Origin of the sequence: Geobacillus sp. B4113_201601 (assembly GCF_001587475.1) — a bacterium.
In the GTDB taxonomy this organism is placed as follows: Bacteria; Bacillota; Bacilli; order Bacillales; family Anoxybacillaceae; genus Geobacillus; species Geobacillus icigianus.
In genome coordinates this window covers 57,197-74,494 of the sequence record NZ_LQYX01000115.1, presented here as the reverse complement: position 1 = coordinate 74,494, position 17,298 = coordinate 57,197, and the positions used below count along the sequence as shown (strand labels likewise).

General features: G+C 49.7%; 15 protein-coding genes and 3 pseudogenes. 12 read left to right on the top strand and 6 right to left on the bottom strand.

Translation table 11 applies throughout. The features are described from left to right. From B4113_RS19190 to B4113_RS19715, 4 genes and pseudogenes are all read left to right on the top strand, one after another. A pseudogene (locus B4113_RS19190) lies at positions 1 to 205 on the top strand (hypothetical protein); the annotation flags it as partial. Positions 206 to 432: 227 nt separating this feature from the next. Next, entirely contained in the window at positions 433 to 783 is a 351-nt protein-coding gene (locus B4113_RS16045) for a DUF3221 domain-containing protein (RefSeq protein ID WP_033842806.1), read from the top strand. Between the two features lie 79 nt (positions 784 to 862). Then, positions 863 to 1,636: a serine protease gene (locus B4113_RS16040; RefSeq protein ID WP_033842805.1), complete on the top strand. Its 774-nt coding sequence runs from the start codon at positions 863 to 865 to the stop codon at positions 1,634 to 1,636. A gap of 26 nt (positions 1,637 to 1,662) precedes the next feature. Then, positions 1,663 to 1,977, top strand: a complete 315-nt coding sequence (locus B4113_RS19715) for a hypothetical protein (protein WP_197055009.1) — start codon at positions 1,663 to 1,665, stop codon at positions 1,975 to 1,977. Positions 1,978 to 2,213: 236 nt separating this feature from the next. Here the strand turns inward: B4113_RS19715 and B4113_RS21300 are convergent. The 4 genes and pseudogenes from B4113_RS21300 to B4113_RS16025 all read right to left on the bottom strand — a co-directional run. Next, positions 2,214 to 2,321: pseudogene (locus B4113_RS21300) on the bottom strand (integrase); the annotation flags it as partial. Between the two features lie 76 nt (positions 2,322 to 2,397). Further along, on the bottom strand, positions 2,398 to 3,780 hold the full coding sequence (locus tag B4113_RS16035; protein WP_033842803.1) for a glycine--tRNA ligase: 1,383 nt from the start codon (positions 3,778 to 3,780) through the stop codon (positions 2,398 to 2,400). 291 nt (positions 3,781 to 4,071) lie between these two features. Continuing rightward, positions 4,072 to 4,902 carry a glycosyltransferase family 2 protein gene (locus tag B4113_RS16030; RefSeq protein WP_033842802.1) on the bottom strand — a complete coding sequence of 277 codons (831 nt, stop codon included), beginning with the start codon at positions 4,900 to 4,902 and terminating at the stop codon, positions 4,072 to 4,074. A gap of 219 nt (positions 4,903 to 5,121) precedes the next feature. After that, entirely contained in the window at positions 5,122 to 6,318 is a 1,197-nt protein-coding gene (locus tag B4113_RS16025) for an MFS transporter (RefSeq protein ID WP_033842801.1), read from the bottom strand. 506 nt (positions 6,319 to 6,824) lie between these two features. On the opposite strand from B4113_RS16025, the gene B4113_RS16020 reads away from it, so the two are divergent. The 5 genes from B4113_RS16020 (at position 6,825) to pstA (ending at position 10,524) form a co-directional block, all read left to right on the top strand. Continuing rightward, entirely contained in the window at positions 6,825 to 7,142 is a 318-nt protein-coding gene (locus B4113_RS16020) for a hypothetical protein (RefSeq protein WP_033842799.1), read from the top strand. A 263-nt stretch (positions 7,143 to 7,405) separates the two neighbouring features. Then, positions 7,406 to 7,699, top strand: coding sequence for a kelch motif-containing protein (locus B4113_RS16015; RefSeq protein ID WP_033842798.1), 294 nt, complete (start codon positions 7,406 to 7,408; stop codon positions 7,697 to 7,699). A 66-nt stretch (positions 7,700 to 7,765) separates the two neighbouring features. Then, entirely contained in the window at positions 7,766 to 8,626 is an 861-nt protein-coding gene (locus tag B4113_RS16010; RefSeq protein ID WP_033020190.1) for a phosphate ABC transporter substrate-binding protein, read from the top strand. Between the two features lie 75 nt (positions 8,627 to 8,701). After that, positions 8,702 to 9,637, top strand: a complete 936-nt coding sequence (pstC, locus tag B4113_RS16005) for a phosphate ABC transporter permease subunit PstC (protein ID WP_033020191.1) — start codon at positions 8,702 to 8,704, stop codon at positions 9,635 to 9,637. Next, positions 9,634 to 10,524, top strand: a complete 891-nt coding sequence (pstA, locus tag B4113_RS16000; protein ID WP_061912676.1) for a phosphate ABC transporter permease PstA — start codon at positions 9,634 to 9,636, stop codon at positions 10,522 to 10,524. Before pstC ends, pstA begins: the two co-directional genes overlap by 4 nt. Before the next feature lie 238 nt (positions 10,525 to 10,762). Here pstA and B4113_RS15995 read toward each other — a convergent pair. After that, positions 10,763 to 10,993: pseudogene (locus B4113_RS15995) on the bottom strand (tartrate dehydrogenase); the annotation flags it as partial. A 127-nt stretch (positions 10,994 to 11,120) separates the two neighbouring features. On the opposite strand from B4113_RS15995, the gene B4113_RS15990 reads away from it, so the two are divergent. The 3 genes from B4113_RS15990 (at position 11,121) to pdxK (ending at position 15,573) form a co-directional block, all read left to right on the top strand. After that, positions 11,121 to 12,356 (top strand): CdaR family transcriptional regulator, encoded by a 1,236-nt coding sequence (locus B4113_RS15990; RefSeq protein WP_061912674.1) that lies wholly within the window; start codon positions 11,121 to 11,123, stop codon positions 12,354 to 12,356. Between the two features lie 117 nt (positions 12,357 to 12,473). Next, on the top strand, positions 12,474 to 13,607 hold the full coding sequence (gene ald / locus B4113_RS15985) for an alanine dehydrogenase (RefSeq protein WP_061912673.1): 1,134 nt from the start codon (positions 12,474 to 12,476) through the stop codon (positions 13,605 to 13,607). A 1,150-nt stretch (positions 13,608 to 14,757) separates the two neighbouring features. After that, complete coding sequence (pdxK, locus tag B4113_RS15975) at positions 14,758 to 15,573, top strand: pyridoxine/pyridoxal/pyridoxamine kinase (protein ID WP_033842792.1); 816 nt, start codon at positions 14,758 to 14,760, stop codon at positions 15,571 to 15,573. Positions 15,574 to 15,781: 208 nt separating this feature from the next. Here the strand turns inward: pdxK and putP are convergent, their stop codons facing one another. Next, positions 15,782 to 17,239, bottom strand: coding sequence for a sodium/proline symporter PutP (gene putP / locus B4113_RS15970; protein WP_061912672.1), 1,458 nt, complete (start codon positions 17,237 to 17,239; stop codon positions 15,782 to 15,784). Between the last annotated feature and the right edge of the window lie 59 nt (positions 17,240 to 17,298).

The window sequence follows — 17,298 nt, the reverse complement described above, 5'->3', positions numbered from 1 at the left end:
CCGGAAACTGACCCGCCCGACCGGTCAGGCGATCTTTCAGTTGTTCCGGTATGTGAACGTCGCCCTACTGGAGTTGACGGATGGGCGCATCCAACGCGCGTTAGGGAAACCGCTCACCCCTGATCAACGAAGGATCCTGCAGGGATTGGGCAGGGATTGGGCATGGATGAGAGCATTGACGTGTAACGTCATACGAAACGACTAGCGATGGTAAAAAAAGGATTACCATCGCTCGTTGTGTTGGTCGAAATGGTATTCTAAAAAACGAAATAAAAAATCCTTTCTTTCTACCCTGTTAGGGTGCGAAATGTGAGGAATATACTGAATATGTATTACTATAAAATGCTCTGTTATCTTGGGAAGGGAAAACTATGGATCTATAGAAGATAAACCATTATATAACACAAAATATAAAAGCTAGGAGGCAAGCGTATGGAAAGATATATTTTAGTGAGTACTATTTTAGGTTTTATAGTATTATTATTTTTCTTTAACGAATATAGAACTAACCAATCTCTTAATCAAGAAGCTACTTTGGAAGGTTTTATAATTATGAAAGAAGGGGAAGTATATTTAGTTGAAGATCCAGATTTTGTTCAGGAAGACGCAAATAAATTAACAATACAGGAATTAAGAAGAAAATATAATATGAGCAAGTTATGGATTAAGGGGTTTGGTACTTTGAGGGGAATAAAAAATGGACAAAAAGTAAAAGTGTGGTATTCAGAGATTTTAGAATCGTATCCGGGCAAAGTCGAAGTTATAAAGATTGAACCTATGTAATTATAATTTTAGAAATAATTGAAATATATAAACTATTTGGTTATAATAATTTTGAAAAATTCATAAAGGGGGCTACTTTATGAAAAAAATTGGATTTATCATTTTAGTAATGGTTGGGTTTATCATTTCGCCCATAATTAATGCCCCAGAAACCGTCAACGCTCAAAAAAATAGTAATAATGCTTATGACATGATTAATTCAAAAGGTGAAGTCATTAAGTATGAAGACTACATGAAAAAGTTAAAGAATTCCAAATCTTTAGTCACAGAAGGCTCGGAAGGTACCGGTGAAGTTCTTCCAAAAACAGAGATAAATACGGATTTCAAAAAAAATAAACCTTACAAATATAATTTAACCCCTGAAACAACATATATAGGTGGTAAATCTCCAAATGAATATTTCCCTCAGGTCGTTATTGGTGCTGATGGTCGTACAAAGGTTTCCAATACTTCAGTCACTCCTCACAGACAAATCGCGTACATTGAATTAGAATTTAGAGATGGTTGGTATACTTGCACAGGAACTGTTATTGGGAAAGATAAAGTCCTTACAAATGCACATTGTGTTATGGATGTTACAAATCAGTCTGGTGCGATAAACGGTTATGTATATCCCGCTGTCAATAATAATATGTATTCATATGGGGTATATCAAATAGTAGATTATTATATTACAAGCAACTATGTTCAAACAGGCGATCCAACTCAAGACTTTGCAGTACTTAAGCTTAGCACATACTTAGGAAAAAATATTGGTGATGTAGTTGGATACCTTCCATTAAGACAAGTATCTAGCATTCAAGGTACATCAGCAAAACTATATAAGTTGAAATTTTATTTTACATCCCGCTGATTACTCTCATATCGGCTTGTACTTAGATGAAACCCTCAACGAAAAATCGGAAATTCTTTATTGCAACTTATATATATGGATACCCAGGGGATAAAATCGAACAGTATAACGAAGTTTCTCAATGGGGAATGACTGGCTCTATTTCAAAAGAAACCAATGAACTTGCATTTTATCAAATTGATACTTACAATGGGCAATCCGGTTCTTCTTTATTAAATTCATCAAATGAAATCATTGCTGTTCATAGAGGCAGTTTTAGTGTCAATGGTACCACTTACAATGGAGGACCAAAAATGATTAAACCCGTATATGATTTTATTAGAGCAGCAATGCTAAATTAAAAATTTCTTCTAGCTATTTATTAATGACCAGCAAGGAAGATCTTAGTGATTGTAAACCTTACTAAGATGTTTTTTAACAAGGTAGGTAAATTTTGAAGGTTTCGTAGTTTAATTGACTCTTCCCGGAAAGGGAACAAAAAAATGCCCTGAAATTCTACCCTCCAGGGCATTTTTTCTATATAGTCTCTAAATGTACTTGGACAGCTCCGATGCCAAAACTGTCATCCATCTTGATGTTAAAATTTCGGCAACGCATCGACCGCATCAGCGAGATCGCTATAACTGTCTTTCAAATACCACGATGTTGTGGCGACATTACTGTGACCTGCAAGTTTTCGGACTTCCCACTTTGTATAAAAGAAAGAGGCTGTCTCAAAAGATCGCTAAATCGACTTGTTGAGACAGCCTCCGTTCTTGTCATCAAAAAGCGATCTTTTCCTCCAAAAAGGCTTTGAGCTCGCCGATCGGCAGCCGCACTTGTTCCATCGTGTCGCGGTCGCGGACGGTGACTTGGCCGTCTTGTTCGGACTCAAAGTCGTACGTAATGCAAAACGGCGTGCCGATTTCGTCTTGGCGGCGGTACCGTTTGCCGATCGAGCCAGTTTCATCGTAGTCAACCATGAAATGTTTCGCGAGTTCCTCATAAATGCGGCGCGCGCCGTCACCAAGCTTTTTCGACAGCGGCAAGACGGCCGCTTTGTACGGCGCGAGCGCCGGATGTAAATGCATCACCGTCCGGGTCGTGCCGTCTTCCAGTTCTTCCTCGTCATAGGCATCGATCATAAACGCCAGCGTGACGCGGTCGGCGCCAAGCGACGGTTCAATGCAGTACGGGATGTAGCGTTCGTTCGTTTCTTGGTCGAGATAATGGAAGTCCTCGCCTGAGTATTCCATATGCCGCTTTAAGTCGTAATCGGTGCGTGACGCAATGCCCCACAGCTCGCCCCAACCGAACGGGAAGCGGTACTCGATGTCAGTGGTGGCGTTGCTGTAGTGGGACAGTTCTTCTTTCGCGTGATCGCGCAGACGGATATGGTCTTCGTTCATGCCGAGCGACAACAGCCACTCCTTGCAAAATTGCTTCCAGTAGTCGAACCATTTCAGCTCTTCGCCCGGTTTGCAGAAAAACTCGAGCTCCATTTGCTCAAATTCGCGCGTGCGGAACGTAAAATTCCCTGGCGTGATCTCGTTGCGGAAGCTTTTGCCGATTTGCGCGATGCCAAACGGCAATTTTTTGCGCATCGTGCGCTGGACGTTTTTAAAGTTGACGAAAATGCCTTGCGCCGTCTCCGGGCGCAAATAAATTTCGTTGGCGCTCGACTCGGTGACGCCTTGGTACGTTTTGAACATTAAGTTGAACTGGCGCACGTTCGTAAAGTCGCGGCTGCCGCATTCGGGACAGGTGATGCCATGCTCGCGGATCAGCTCATCCATTTTCGCTAGCGGCAAGCCGTCAACGATCATCTCGATCCCTTTTTCCTCAAGCGCCTGCTCAATCAATTTGTCGGCGCGATGGCGCGCTTTACACTGTTTGCAGTCGACCATCGGATCGTTGAAGTTGCCTAAGTGGCCTGACGCTTCCCACGTTCTCGGGTTCATTAAAATGGCGGCGTCCAAGCCGACGTTGTACGGCGACTCTTGGACGAATTTTTTCCACCACGCCCGTTTGATATTGTTTTTCAGCTCGACGCCAAGCGGACCGTAATCCCATGTATTCGCCAGTCCGCCGTAAATTTCCGATCCCGGAAACACGAAGCCGCGATGTTTCGCGTGGGCAACGATTTCTTCCATGGTTGCAGCCATGTTATCATCCTCCTTTACATGTGTATGGTGCCAACAAATCAAAAACGCCCTCGCCCCTAGGCATGACGCCTAGGGACGAGAGCGTAGCTCCCGCGGTTCCACCCTAGTTGATGCGCAAACGCGCATCCCCTTTTTCCATTTCCGCTCCGGACTGCCGTTTCATTAACCGTCTTCACCGGGCTTCCACCATCCCCGGCTCGCTTTGGAAGAGAGGGTTAACTACTATTGATCCGTCATCGCGATTCGTTATGCGATTTTGCTCACTATGATAACAAACCCGCAAAACCTCTGTCAATAGTTGCCTCTCTTTTTTTGCGCCCAAAATCGCGACACGATCGGCTGGCCGTCCCAGATGACTTCACTTTCGGCGCGGCGGCGCGCGACTTCCGGCTCGTCAAGCAAGAGCCAAAAGTTTTTCACCGGCAAATCGCCGAGCCCATGCTTCTCGCAAAGCCGCCGCAAATATTGGCGCCGCCTGTCGTCGAGCTGTCGCGACATGTTGTCGCCATCCGCGCTGAACGCATACAACACGGTCGCCGCCGCGACACGGGCGACGCGACACACAGAGGCGGCACGCAAAAAGAAGTCCCAATCCCAATAGTTGTGGATAGACGGGTCAAAGCTGCCGATTTCGTCATGAAGCGACTTGCGATACACGCTCCCGGACGGGACGTACGTTGAAAACGTCCGCATGGCTTCCAAATCGTACTCATAGGCAAATAAGAAGCGAGCGAACGGGACGCGCTGATCGTTTTCGACCCGATACTGGACAATTTCCGCATCGGCATAGGCGAAATCCGCATGCTCGAGCGCCGCGACCATCCGCTCGAGATGGCACGGCAACACTAGATCATCGTCGTCGCAAAGCATGATGAGCTCGCCGTTCGCCGCCTGGACGCCTGCGTTGCGGGCCGCGACATGTCCTTCGTTGTCGCGGCGGTCAATGACGCGGATGTCCAGCTCCGGATACAAGGCGACGACATCATCGATCGGCTCGCCGCCGTCGTTCACAACGATGACCTCAAACGGCTTGTACGTCTGCCGACTTAACGCTTCAAGCAGCTCGGCAAGCGGATATGGACGATTGTACGTTGGGATGACAACGGATACAGACGGACACAACGGGGGATTCCACCGCCTCTCTCATTTTTCCCAAACCAAAAGGGGCTTACCCTTAAGGTATAGCCCCTGTTTCCGTTTGTCAACTTAGAAAGCTGGTGATGTAAGGGAACAAACCGCTTATCAATCTCGTTTTTCAAATAGAAAAGCCCTGTCGCATCAGGATCGCCTTTCAAACAATCCCCCGTTGCCCAAGAGAAACAACCGTTTCTCACTAGCCATTTAGGCGAGTTCCTGTTGCTTCGTCTCTTTACCAAGAACAGTGACCGAGAGGACGGCGACAAGGACAGACAGGCAGAACAGGGTGAAAATCGCCGTCACGGACACCCCTTTGGCGACAAGCGAGCCAACGAACAGTGGGCCGAAGATGCCGCCAATGCGGCCAAACGCCGCCGCCATGCCGGCGCCGGTCGCACGAATCGACGTCGGATACTGCTCCGGCGTGTACGCATACAGCGCTCCCCAAGCACCGAGGTTGAAAAATGACAAGAAAATGCCCGCTGTCATCAACCCCGCAAGCGACTCGGCCGTGCCGAAAAAGTAGGCGCTTGCCGCTGTGCCAAGCAGATATGTGATCAAGACGAACTTCCGCCCGACCCGCTCGATCAGCCACGCGGCGCTGAAATAGCCGGGCAGCTGGGCGAGCGTCATCACAAGCACGTATTCAAAGCTTTTAATTAAGCTGAATCCTTTCATGACCATGACGCTTGGCAGCCATAAAAACATGCCGTAATACGAAAAAACGACACAAAACCAAAGAATCCAAAGCATCGTCGTTTCCTTCCGGTACGGCGCCGACCATACGTTGGCGATATGGCTCCATACCGTTCCCTCTTTTTTCGTTGCCATAAACCGTGGCGAGTCGGGCAGCCGGAGGCGTAAGTAAATGGCGTACAGCGCCGGTGCGGCCGCCAACCATAACGCCGTCCGCCATCCATAGGCCGGTATGACAAAATACGAGATGAGCGCCGCCAGCAGCCAGCCGCCGGCCCAAAAGCTTTCAAGCAGCACAACAGCCCGGCCGCGATCCTTAGCTGGCACCGCTTCCGAGACGAGCGTTGACGCGACCGGCAGCTCGCCGCCAAGCCCCATGCCGATCAAAAAGCGAAGCGCCAAAAACGCCGCCAACGTCGTCGTCAGCGCCGACAGCCCGCTGCCGATCGAGAATAATAACAATGTGACAATAAAAACGTTTTTCCGGCCGATCCGGTCGGCGAGCAACCCAAACACGAGCGCCCCAACGGCCATGCCGATCGAGTTGACGCTGCCGATCCAGCCGACTTGTTCGGCTGGCAAGTTCCAGTCTTTTTGCAAGGCGGCCATCAAAAACGACAACATGCCGACATCCATCGCGTCAAACAGCCAGCCAAGGCCGGCAATGCCTAACAGCTTGCGCTGGGAAATCGTCGGTTGATTCATGTATACCCCCCTGTCATTATCGGTGTAAAGACATATTTTATTATAAAAGAAAATCACCCACCTGTGCACTATACGGTTAATACTTTTTGCAAAAAATCCGCTCCAAAACTTGAATGACACGATTAAACACCAACATCGCGATCCAGCCCTCGTTCTATAGTTAGAACAAAAAGTTCGGCTAAAATCAGCTGCCATGCTTTTCATGATAGGCGCCAGTAAACCCTTTTGGCAAAGCATCAAATCCTTTCTTCGTTCCCTCGTTCATGATGTTGATTTCGGCCTCACATTTCGTACCCTTCCGACGAAAATCAGGAGGATTTTTTTCATTCCGATGTCGAATGAATCCTTGACACAGCTTCTTGGAAAGACCTTTCATCCAAATCATTCAAGATCAAGTTAGCCGGGCGTTATATGATCTGGAGTACCACTGAGTACAGCGAGACAGGTTGGTTGGATCATTTCAAAATTGGTAGACTGGGTATTACTATAGTACAAGGAGGATACTTATGAACGAGGAAAAAATCAAGGATCTTGAAGCAAAATTAAGTCTAGCCACCGACGCCATTACGTTACTCTTAGATATGGTGAACAAGGAGCACAAAAGCTTTGCGATTCTGGCCTTAGCCACTGGCTTTACTGCCGACGAGTTGGAACGCCTAGAAAAACTGTTTTATCACGCTGGCAAATCACAGTGGGACAAGGACACATTTGTGGCAGAGTTCGAGAAGCAGCTTCCCAAAAGAAGTGCAATGTTGCGAAGCATTTTGGAAGGGCTAAAGTCAGATGGAAAGTTTGTATCGTTATGCGAGAAGTATTTGGATTGACAGAAAAAACCCGCCCCCATGTCGAGGCGGGTTTATTTTTCTTTAAAACATCCAAATCTTCACCAAATGATTCTCGGAAATTCTTTATTGCAACTTGTATAGAAACGCGTTGCTTAGTGAAATTAACAACGAAAACACAAAATATTAATACACTTTAAATAAAACAAAATATTCCTTTTACACTTTTCTCATATAATCGTTTATGCTTAGGAAAAATTTCTTAAATCCTTTGAATGGAAAGGAGGGTCGCTTTCCATCAAACAATGAAACCCGCTTCTCATGCAAAAGGAAAAAATGAGCAAACGCTGCTTGCCGGCTACAACATCATTGACGCGGTCGTTGTCAAAAACCGGATCTATGTCGCTATTGAAACGAACGGCATCTACACGATTCGCATCTTCGACCCGTCCACAAGCTCATGGACAACGATGGGAAGTACGAAAAACGAAATCACCTCGATCGCGCCGTCACCATATGACAATCAAATCGCCGTGACGATCGCGACCGAAAACGGGAAAAAATATCGATTCTCCGCAACGGACGCTGGATCGATATGACAAAATGATCATGAAAAAGCAAGGGCCGCCTAGGTCCCTAAAAATGAATCCATGGAGGGATTTGCTATGAAACGAACTACGCTATGGAAACGGATGGCTGCCGCTGTTCTTTCGTCAGCTTTGCTAATTGGCGCTGCCTTCACGACTCAATACCGTGCTGACGCGGCCGAAGTATCCGGAAAAATTGTGGTCGCCGGCTCCACCGCTTTATTGCCGTTAACCCAACAGGCAGCAAAGGAATTTAAAAAGCATCATCCGAAAGTGAAAATTGTTGTCTCAGGTTCCTCGTCCATCGCCGGTCCACAATCCGTCGCTAAAGGCGTCGCGACCATCGGCGCCTGCGATTGGGATGCGACCCGCGCAGTCGGTGGATTTCCTGCTTACAAAGGATTAAAAGCATACAAAATCGCCAAAATTCCGTTCGCTGTCATCGTTAACAAAAACAATGCCGTGAACAATCTATCAGTCCAGCAAATTCAAGACATTTATGAAGGCAAAATCACCAACTGGAAACAAGTCGGCGGGAAAGACGAAGAAATCGTGGTCATCAACCGCGCAAAAGGCTCTGGAACGCGCGTTAACTTTGAAGACAAAATCATGGATGGACATGCCATCAAAACATCCGGAGACAACTACAAAGAAGTACAAAAATCAGGGGATATGGTCAATGCAGTTTCTTCCAATCCAAACGCCATCGGATTTGTCGACTTGGCCTATGTCAAAGGCGGAATTAAAGCGGTGAGCATCAACGGTGTAAAAGCAACAACAGCCAACGCCGCCAGTGGGAAATACGTATTCTACGGCTATGGCTACTTATTGACAAAAGGCGAAGCGAAAGGGGCCGACAAAGCATTTATCAATTATATCCTAAGCCAAAAGTTTCAACACGGCTCTTTGAAAAAACTGAAGTTTATCCCTGTGAAGTAACAGAACACCAATCAGCCTCTCCACCGGGAAGGAGAGGCTGATTTTCCGCCAACAGAGGGAAGGAGGAGGCACATAATGGAGAAACAATCGCCCGATTGGACTGACGCAATGAACTTGTTAACAGCCCATCGTCAAAGCCGATGGACCGTCAAATATACTGCCGACCGCTTTTTCCGTTTTCTATGTCTTGGAAGCGTCATATTCCTTGGCGCCGTATTGGGCGCCATCGTCCTATTCGTGAGTGAAACCGGTTTTCTCGTGTTTCGGGACGTATCACTTTCGGAATTTTTCTTCTCCCCCCATTGGGACCCGGAACACGGCAAATATGGAGCCGCCGTTTTTATCGCCGGTACATTGTATTTAACCTTAGTGACTCTGTTGATCACAACGCCGATTTCGATTTGTGTGGCTGTGTTTATCGCGGAAATCGCCCCCCCATGGCTGCGGCAATGGCTTCGCACGCTGCTTGATTTATTGGTCGGCATCCCTTCGATCGTCTATGGCTATTTGGGAGCCACCTTGCTCATTCCATGGATCCGCGAGCACACGGGAGCCCCGGTCGGCGACGGATTTCTCGCCGCTGCTCTCGTTTTATCGATCATGATTTTGCCGACCATCACCCGTATTACTGATGACGCCCTCTGCGCCGTTCCAAACGAATGGCGGGAAGCAAACTATGCGCTTGGGGGAACAACATTCCAAATGATCGTTCGAGTGGTGCTCCCTGCTGCGAAATCAGGCATCGCCGCCGCTGTCATCCTCGGAATGGCACGCGCTATCGGCGAAACGATGGCTGTAGTGATGGTCATCGGCAACGTAGCGCAATGGGGATTTGATTTGGTCACTCCGTCAAGCGTGTTGACTAGCCATATCGTCATGCAAATTTTAAATGTCGATTTTCAATCGACGACAAACCATGCCCTTTATATGATGGCGCTTTTGCTGCTTATGATCTCGATTTCGCTTATTATGCTCATTCGCCGGTTGCGCCTGAAAGGAGGAGCATCATGAACGACCAAGCTACCCTACTTCATGAAAAAACGAGCCGGCTCCACATCCGGCGTCTCATGAATCGACTCATACTCGGTGTGGTCATCATCATTTCTTTAGCCGTCTTTTTTGTCATTTTAGCCCTTCTTTATACGATTGTGAAAAAAGGACTTCCAAATATTAATATCCATTTCCTCATTGGACCGCCGGAAGAAATTGACGCTGGAGGAGGAGTCGGGCCGTTTTTATGGAACTCCATTTATATTCTCGTGCTATCTTTGCTCTTATCATTGCCCATAGGGATCGGGGCAGGTATTTTTCTAGCTGAATATGCTCCGAACAACCGAATCATGGAATGGGTTCGGGGCGCCATTGAAAGCTTGGCATCCGTCCCATCGATCGTGTTCGGTTTATTCGGCTATGCATTGTTCGTGGAATATTTTCAAATCGGCGTCACTATTTTAGGAGCATCCATTACATTGGCATTGCTCAATCTTCCTGTGTTGGCCCGTGTCTCGGAAGAAGCCATCACGGCTGTTCCTTCAACATGGAGGGAAGCCTCCTTTGCTTTGGGCGCGACGAAAGCACAGACGATCATCAAAACCGTACTCCCCGCCGCCAAGAAAGGCATCCTGACCGGCGTCAGCCTTGTCGCATGCCGGGCATTCGGCGAATCAGCAATCATTTTGCTAGTCGGCGGAACATCGTCATCTGGGGAGATGTGGGATTTCCACCTGTTCTCTGAAGGGGCGACTCTTCCCGTTCACTTGTGGTACATTCAATCCGAAGCGCTGGTGGCAGACGCACAACAAATTGCCGAGAAAACATCCGCTCTTCTCGTGCTGATGGTGCTGTTCCTTAGCTTCATCATCCGTTTTCCGCTATGGCTTAGCCAGCGAAAAAAATGATATGAACTCGCATTCGCATCCTGTTGCTGAAAATTGAAAGGCTTTTTGTTTTCATCTCCCCTTTCGCACCTTAACAAGGTCAAAACAACGGACGCTTTCTTTCATTTTTCCAATATTTTTTGCCAACAAAACGAGCGATGGCAATCTTTTTACCATCGCTCGTTGTTCTGGATGATAGAACACTATGATAGTCAAATAGGAACGTTCATCAATTGCACGGAGGATCGAAAGCCATACGCTTTGGATTGCCAGCCGCTCCGAGAAAAACCGCAGCAACATTTCGCAAAGTTGACAACCCGTCATCCGGCATCATTTGGCCATGTTCAACATAGTAGTCGCAGCTCCACGGAAATTCGGTGAACGAAAACGCTATTCCCCCATGGACATCGGCGACCGCCTGCAGCACGTCAAGCGCTGCTGGCACCACTTCCTTGTCGATAGGAATAACAGCGATCTCCCATTGTTTCACTGTTGTCCCCCTCCTTGTCGAATCCCGCTTTTTGTTCATTCGACAAGAAATACAACCATCCCACTTCATCAGAATACATTATGATAAAATGAAACTACCATCACATGGACGATGCGGGGGAAACGATATGCGTAACGATTATGATCCGTTCCGCGGCGAGTTTGACAGCCTTGAGGAGTTTGCCGACCGCGTCAGCGACGTGCTGCGCTGCCCGGTGACGATCGAAGACGCCAACCATCGCCTCATCGCCTACAGCGCCCACGATGACTACACCGATCCCGCGCGGACGGCGACGATCATCAGCCGGCGCGTGCCGGAAAAAGTGATCAACAGCTTATGGAAACAGGGCGCCATCCCGGCGTTGCTCAAAAGCCGTGAGCCGGTGCGCGTGCCGCCCATTGAAGATGTCGGCCTCGGCAGCCGCGTCGCCGTCTCGATTTGGAAAAACGATGAGGTGATCGGCTTCATTTGGGTGCTCGAAACGAACCGGACGCTCACGCCTGAGGAAATGGAATGGCTGAAGCTGGCGGCCAAAGCGGCGAAAAACAAAGTGCTGCAGCTGTATATGCGCAAAAACAAAAAAGAAGAGCGGGTGCAAGAGCTGTTTTGGAAGTTGCTCACCGGCCATATCGCGACCGAAGACGAGATCCGCGCCCATCTTGCCGCGATGCAAATGACGGCAGCGCCGCCGTTTGCCGTTGTCGTCTTCCGCTTTGCGGCTGATTTGACGAATGAAATGGAGCGGCAAATCTCCTACCTGCTGCAAACGACCCAGCAGCTTCCGCTCCCTCTTTACACGACCGACGGCCGCGACGTCATTTTGCTGGCGGCGCCGAAAACCGAACAGCCGTTGAAAGAGCTTCAACGGTTCATCGAGTCATTCGCCGCCAAAATGAAAGAACGGTTTCACATCCATGAGGTGCAATGCGGGTTTGGCGGCGTATATGGCGGCTACCGCCTCATTGAAAAAAGCTACCGCGAAGCGCTCGCCGTGCTGGCGTTGAAAGAAAAACTCGGCGATGAAATGAAGTCCATTTACGGCTATGCCCAGCTTGGCATTTATCAATTTTTTGATTTTTTGCTTGAACAAAAGCGGCAAGGGGAATGGACCAACCCGGCGTTAACAAAGCTGCAATCGTACGACCAGAAACACCAGAGCGACTTGGTGAAAACGTTCGAAACGTTTTTTGACCATAATGAAAACGTGCAAGAAACCGCCGACGTTCTCAATGTTCATCCGAACACGCTCACGTATCGACTGAAGCGGATCGCTGACATCGCGGAACTGGATCTCCATAACATGAACCAAAAAATCAAATTATACATCGATATTAAATTGGCCAAGTATGAAGCGCGCGGTTGAATTTGTGGAAATCCACAAAAACCGGGCGCTTCTTTCTCTTTTTTGAACAATGCCGGGCTCTTGTTTCCTCTTTTATACTATAAGTAAGGCTACTTTTGACGAGGAGGAACGGTACTGATGATTATTGGAGTGCCAAAAGAAATTAAAAATAACGAAAACCGCGTTGCCATTACGCCAGCTGGCGTGTTGTCGTTCGTTCAGGCAGGACATACGGTGCTGATCGAGAAAGAGGCAGGTATTGGAAGCGGTTTCAGCGACAGCGATTACGCCCGGGCCGGAGCACAAATCATCGAGCGGGCGGAAGATGTTTGGGCGCAAGCCGATATGGTGATGAAAGTGAAAGAGCCGCTGCCAAGCGAATACGGCTATTTCCGCCCAGGTCTCATTTTGTTCACCTATTTGCATTTGGCCGCTGATCCGGAATTGACGCGCGCCTTAAAAGAAAGCGGCGTCATTGCCATTGCCTATGAGACGGTGCAAGTCGGCCGCACGCTGCCGCTGCTCACGCCGATGAGCGAAGTCGCCGGGCGGATGGCCGCGCAAATCGGGGCGCAATTTTTGGAAAAACCATACGGCGGCAAAGGCATTTTGCTTGGCGGCGTCCCTGGCGTCGCCCGCGGCAAAGTGACGATCATCGGCGGCGGGGTTGTCGGCACGAACGCAGCAAAAGTCGCCGTCGGCCTTGGCGCGGACGTGACGATCATCGACTTGAACGCTGATCGTCTCCGCGAGCTTGACGACATTTTTGGCAACCAAATTACGACGCTCATGTCCAACCCGATGAACATCGCTGAAGCGGTCGCCGAGGCTGACCTTGTCATCGGCGCGGTTCTGATCCCGGGCGCACGGGCGCCGAAGCTCGTCACCGAGGGCATGGTGAAAGCGATGAAGCCGGGTTCGGTCATCGTTGATGTCGCCATCGACCAAGGCGGCATCGTCGAGACGAGCGACCACGTCACGACCCATGACAACCCGACCTACGTCAAGCACGGCGTCGTTCATTACGCCGTTGCCAACATGCCCGGTGCTGTCCCGCGCACCTCGACGATCGCCTTGACGAACGTTACGATGCCGTACGCCTTGCAAATCGCCAATAAAGGCGTCGCCCAAGCCATTGCAGACAACCCGGCGCTTGAGCTTGGCGTCAACGTCGCCAACGGCGAAATCACGTACGAAGCGGTCGCCCGCGACCTCGGCTACCGCTACGTCCCGGCCCGCGAAGCGCTTGGCAAAACATTGGCCGCCAACTAATCGCGAATGGACGCGGCCAGTAGCGCCCTCGGTCGGCCACCTGCTCAATCGCCATCACCGATGGGCCTGACCGAAAAGGTTGGCTGCCTTCCAGATCGGCACAACCGCTCGTGCGGCAGAAGCAGTCAGCACGTATATCGAGCAACGAAAGAGGGTGTCCCGATCCTTTTAGGACACCCTCTTTTTTATACCCGTTTGTCATGCCAAATCGTTTTCGTTCGGCAAAGCGGACCGTGTATAATGAAAATAGCAAGCCATGAACTTTCCGGAAAAACAAGCGGCGGCGCTTGAAAAATGTTACCGCCCCCGGAAAACAACCGATCGCGTTTGACGAATCCTGTGATGGGGACGGGAAAACGGAAGCCAAATCGCCCTTTGATGGGATGGGACAACGAAAGCCAAACCGCCCCTTTGATGGGATGGGACAACGAAAGCCAAACCGCCCCTTTGATGGAATGGGACAACGAAAGCCAAATCGCCCTTTGATGGAATGGGACAACGAAAGCCAAATCGCCCTTTGATGGGATGGGAAAACAAGAGCACAAAATCGCCTCTTTGCCAGTAGCGAAATCTTGCCAAACGGCGTTGGTTTTCCTACTACGAACCTTGGGAGGCTGGTGATTGAATCTTAGATACGGCTTGGCAATGTCACTTCGCAGCGAGAAAAACCTTGGTGCATCGACTCTGCTTTTCACGTGTTCTCCCATTATTGATGAAGGGACTCAGCCGTTTTTCACCGGCCTTCTAGAAGGGCGGTGATGAAAGGGATGGGTTGCTTCACCGCCTTGTTTCTCAAATGGAGAACCCTTGTGGCACGGGCTTCTCGTTTCACGTCATCCGCCGCGGGCTAGGGGCGGTTGCTGTTTTTCACCATCCTTCTAGAAGGTTGGTGAAAAACCACTGTTTGCCTTGATGAATGATTGAAGTGTAAACATCAGGGCTGATGGAACAAGTTTTTTCTACTTGAGAAACGATTGGGAAAAGCGGTTGAGCAAGTAAATCACCGGCCTTCTAGTGATTTCGCAAACAGGAAAGAAACCGCGTCGCACGTTCGCTCAAGTTTGGCGATTCTTGCTTCGATGGAGAGCAACGATTTCGTCCTTGAAGTCGACTTCCTGATATCATCTTTTGAAACAAAGGAGTGATGACGATGACCATGCCGAAAGCATTAACCATCGCCGGTTCGGACAGCAGCGGCGGCGCCGGGCTGCAGGCGGACTTGAAAACATTCCAAGAGCTTGGCGTGTACGGCATGACGGCGATCACGACCATCGTCGCCATGGATCCGCACAACCGTTGGGCGCATCAAGTCTTCCCGGTGGATTTGGCGACGATTGAAGCCCAGCTGGAGACGATCATCGTCGGCGTCGGGATTGATGCCTTAAAAACAGGCATGCTTCCGACAACCGATATCATTGAATTGGCGGCGCGCACCATTGAAAAACATGGATTGAAAAACGCGGTCGTCGACCCGGTGATGGTGTGCAAAGGGGCGGATGAGCCGCTCCACCCGGAAAATACGGTGTGCTACCGGGAAACGCTCGTGCCAAAAGCCGCCGTCGTGACGCCGAACTTGTTTGAAGCCGCGCAACTGTCCGGTCTGCCGCGCATTGAAACGATCGAGGACATGAAGGAAGCAGCTGGGCGCATTCATGAACTCGGCGCCCGATATGTCATCGTCAAAGGCGGGCGGAAAATTCCGCATGACTATGCCGTGGACGTCCTTTATGACGGCAAAACGTTTGAACTCCTCGAATCGGAACGGATTGACACGACGTATACGCACGGGGCCGGCTGCACGTTCTCGGCCGCCATCGCCGCCGAACTGGCCAAAGGCCGTCCGGTGAAAGACGCCATTGCCACGGCCAAAGCGTTCATCACCGCCGCCATTCGCCATTCGTTCCCGTTAAACGAATACGTCGGGCCGACGCATCACGGCGCTTACCGCCGCTACGGGGAACAATAGGCAAGGCTTCTTCGGCCTTGTCTTCCCCCACCGCGGAATGAAGCAATGCAGGGACTCTATGGAAAATAATTCGATATGTGCTAGAAAGGATCGGTCGCGCCATGGCGCGACCAGCGCGGCGACTTGTACCCGGATTGGGATCCAGTGAAATAGTCCGAAACAACAAAAAGGGTGCCCCTGCGCAAGAGACACCCTTTTTGCCTATTTTTTAGGACAGCAGCTGCTTGAATCGATCAAATTGTTCCGCTACTTTCCGTTCTGGCTCCTTCGTCAGCAAGCTGACGATGACAATCGCTGCCAGTCCAGCCGCAAACCCCGGGATCATTTCATACAGCAGCTCTTTTAAGTAGGCGGATTGCGTCCAAAGAATCACTGTCAACGCCCCGGCGACCATGCCGGCGAGCGCCCCCCATTTCGTCATCCGCCGCCAGAACAAGCTAAGCAAAATGACCGGTCCAAACGAGGCGCCGAATCCGGCCCACGCATAGCCGACCAAGTTTAAAATCGTGTCGTTTTTCGTGTACGCCAGCGCCGTCGCGACGACGGCGACAAGAAGAACAGACAGACGCCCGACAAAGACAAGCTCCTGATCCGAAGCCGCGCGGCGGAATACGACTTTATACAAGTCTTCGGTTAGTGAGCTCGAGGTGACGAGCAGCTGGGATGAAATCGTGCTCATAATCGCCGCCAAAATCGCCGCCAGCAAAAACCCAGTAATAATCGGATGGAACAAAATATGACCGAGCTGAATAAACACGGTTTCCGGGTCATCAAGTTTCATACCGCGCTGCGAAAAGTAAGCGATTCCAAAAAGTCCCGTCAACATCGCCCCAACGACCGAGAAAATCATCCAACCCATGCCGATGCGGCGAGCGTTCTTCATTTCTTTAATTGACTTAATGGCCATAAAACGAACGATAATGTGCGGCTGGCCAAAATATCCAAGCCCCCAAGCGAATAACGAGATGATGCCAAGAAAACTTGTCTCTTTCCACAGATTCAGCAAATTCGGATCAATATCACGAATAAGGCCAATTGTTTTCACAGGCCCGCCCGTATGGAACAGCGTCACCGCCGGCACCAAAATCAACGCGATGAACATAATTGTTCCTTGTACAAAATCGGTCCAGCTGACGGCCAAAAAGCCGCCAAACAACGTATACGCAACCACAACGCCGCCGACGATCCACAAGCCCGTATGATAGCTGACGCCAAACGAGTTTTCAAACAGCACGCCGCCCGAGACAAGGCCCGATGAGACATAAAAAGTGAAAAAGACCATGATCACGATTCCTGATACCATTCGCAACAACTTCGTTCGATCACCGAAACGGTTTTCCAAAAACTCTGGAATCGTAATCGAATCGTTCGCCACTTCCGTATAGACGCGCAGACGCGGCGCAACGAACAACCAGTTTGCATAAGCGCCAAGCGTCAAGCCAATGACGATCCAAGCAGCGCTTACTCCGTCCACGTACATGGCTCCCGGCAGCCCCATCAACAGCCAGCCGCTCATGTCAGAGGCTCCGGCGCTTAACGCCGTGACCGCCGGCCCGAGCGTGCGGCCGCCAAGCATATAATCGGACAAATTCGACGTCCGTTTATACGCCCAATAGCCGATCCACAGCATGCCGATTAAGTAGACAATGACTGAAAATAAAACCATGCTGATTCCCCTTCCCTTGGCTGTCTTATCACCACTTTCATCATAACGAAATTAATAGT

What these genes read in the sequence shown, in the direction of transcription:
- B4113_RS16045 (WP_033842806.1), top strand. Translation starts at nt 433, where the DNA reads ATGGAAAGATATATTTTAGTGAGTACTATTTTAGGTTTTATAGTATTA.
- B4113_RS16040 (WP_033842805.1), top strand. Translation starts at nt 863, where the DNA reads ATGAAAAAAATTGGATTTATCATTTTAGTAATGGTTGGGTTTATCATT.
- B4113_RS19715 (WP_197055009.1), top strand. Translation starts at nt 1,663, where the DNA reads ATGAAACCCTCAACGAAAAATCGGAAATTCTTTATTGCAACTTATATA.
- B4113_RS16035 (WP_033842803.1), bottom strand. Translation starts at nt 3,780, where the DNA reads ATGGCTGCAACCATGGAAGAAATCGTTGCCCACGCGAAACATCGCGGC.
- B4113_RS16025 (WP_033842801.1), bottom strand. Translation starts at nt 6,318, where the DNA reads ATGAATCAACCGACGATTTCCCAGCGCAAGCTGTTAGGCATTGCCGGC.
- B4113_RS16020 (WP_033842799.1), top strand. Translation starts at nt 6,825, where the DNA reads ATGAACGAGGAAAAAATCAAGGATCTTGAAGCAAAATTAAGTCTAGCC.
- B4113_RS16015 (WP_033842798.1), top strand. Translation starts at nt 7,406, where the DNA reads ATGAAACCCGCTTCTCATGCAAAAGGAAAAAATGAGCAAACGCTGCTT.
- B4113_RS16010 (WP_033020190.1), top strand. Translation starts at nt 7,766, where the DNA reads ATGAAACGAACTACGCTATGGAAACGGATGGCTGCCGCTGTTCTTTCG.
- pstC (WP_033020191.1), top strand. Translation starts at nt 8,702, where the DNA reads ATGGAGAAACAATCGCCCGATTGGACTGACGCAATGAACTTGTTAACA.
- pstA (WP_061912676.1), top strand. Translation starts at nt 9,634, where the DNA reads ATGAACGACCAAGCTACCCTACTTCATGAAAAAACGAGCCGGCTCCAC.
- B4113_RS15990 (WP_061912674.1), top strand. Translation starts at nt 11,121, where the DNA reads ATGCGTAACGATTATGATCCGTTCCGCGGCGAGTTTGACAGCCTTGAG.
- ald (WP_061912673.1), top strand. Translation starts at nt 12,474, where the DNA reads ATGATTATTGGAGTGCCAAAAGAAATTAAAAATAACGAAAACCGCGTT.
- pdxK (WP_033842792.1), top strand. Translation starts at nt 14,758, where the DNA reads ATGACCATGCCGAAAGCATTAACCATCGCCGGTTCGGACAGCAGCGGC.
- putP (WP_061912672.1), bottom strand. Translation starts at nt 17,239, where the DNA reads ATGGTTTTATTTTCAGTCATTGTCTACTTAATCGGCATGCTGTGGATC.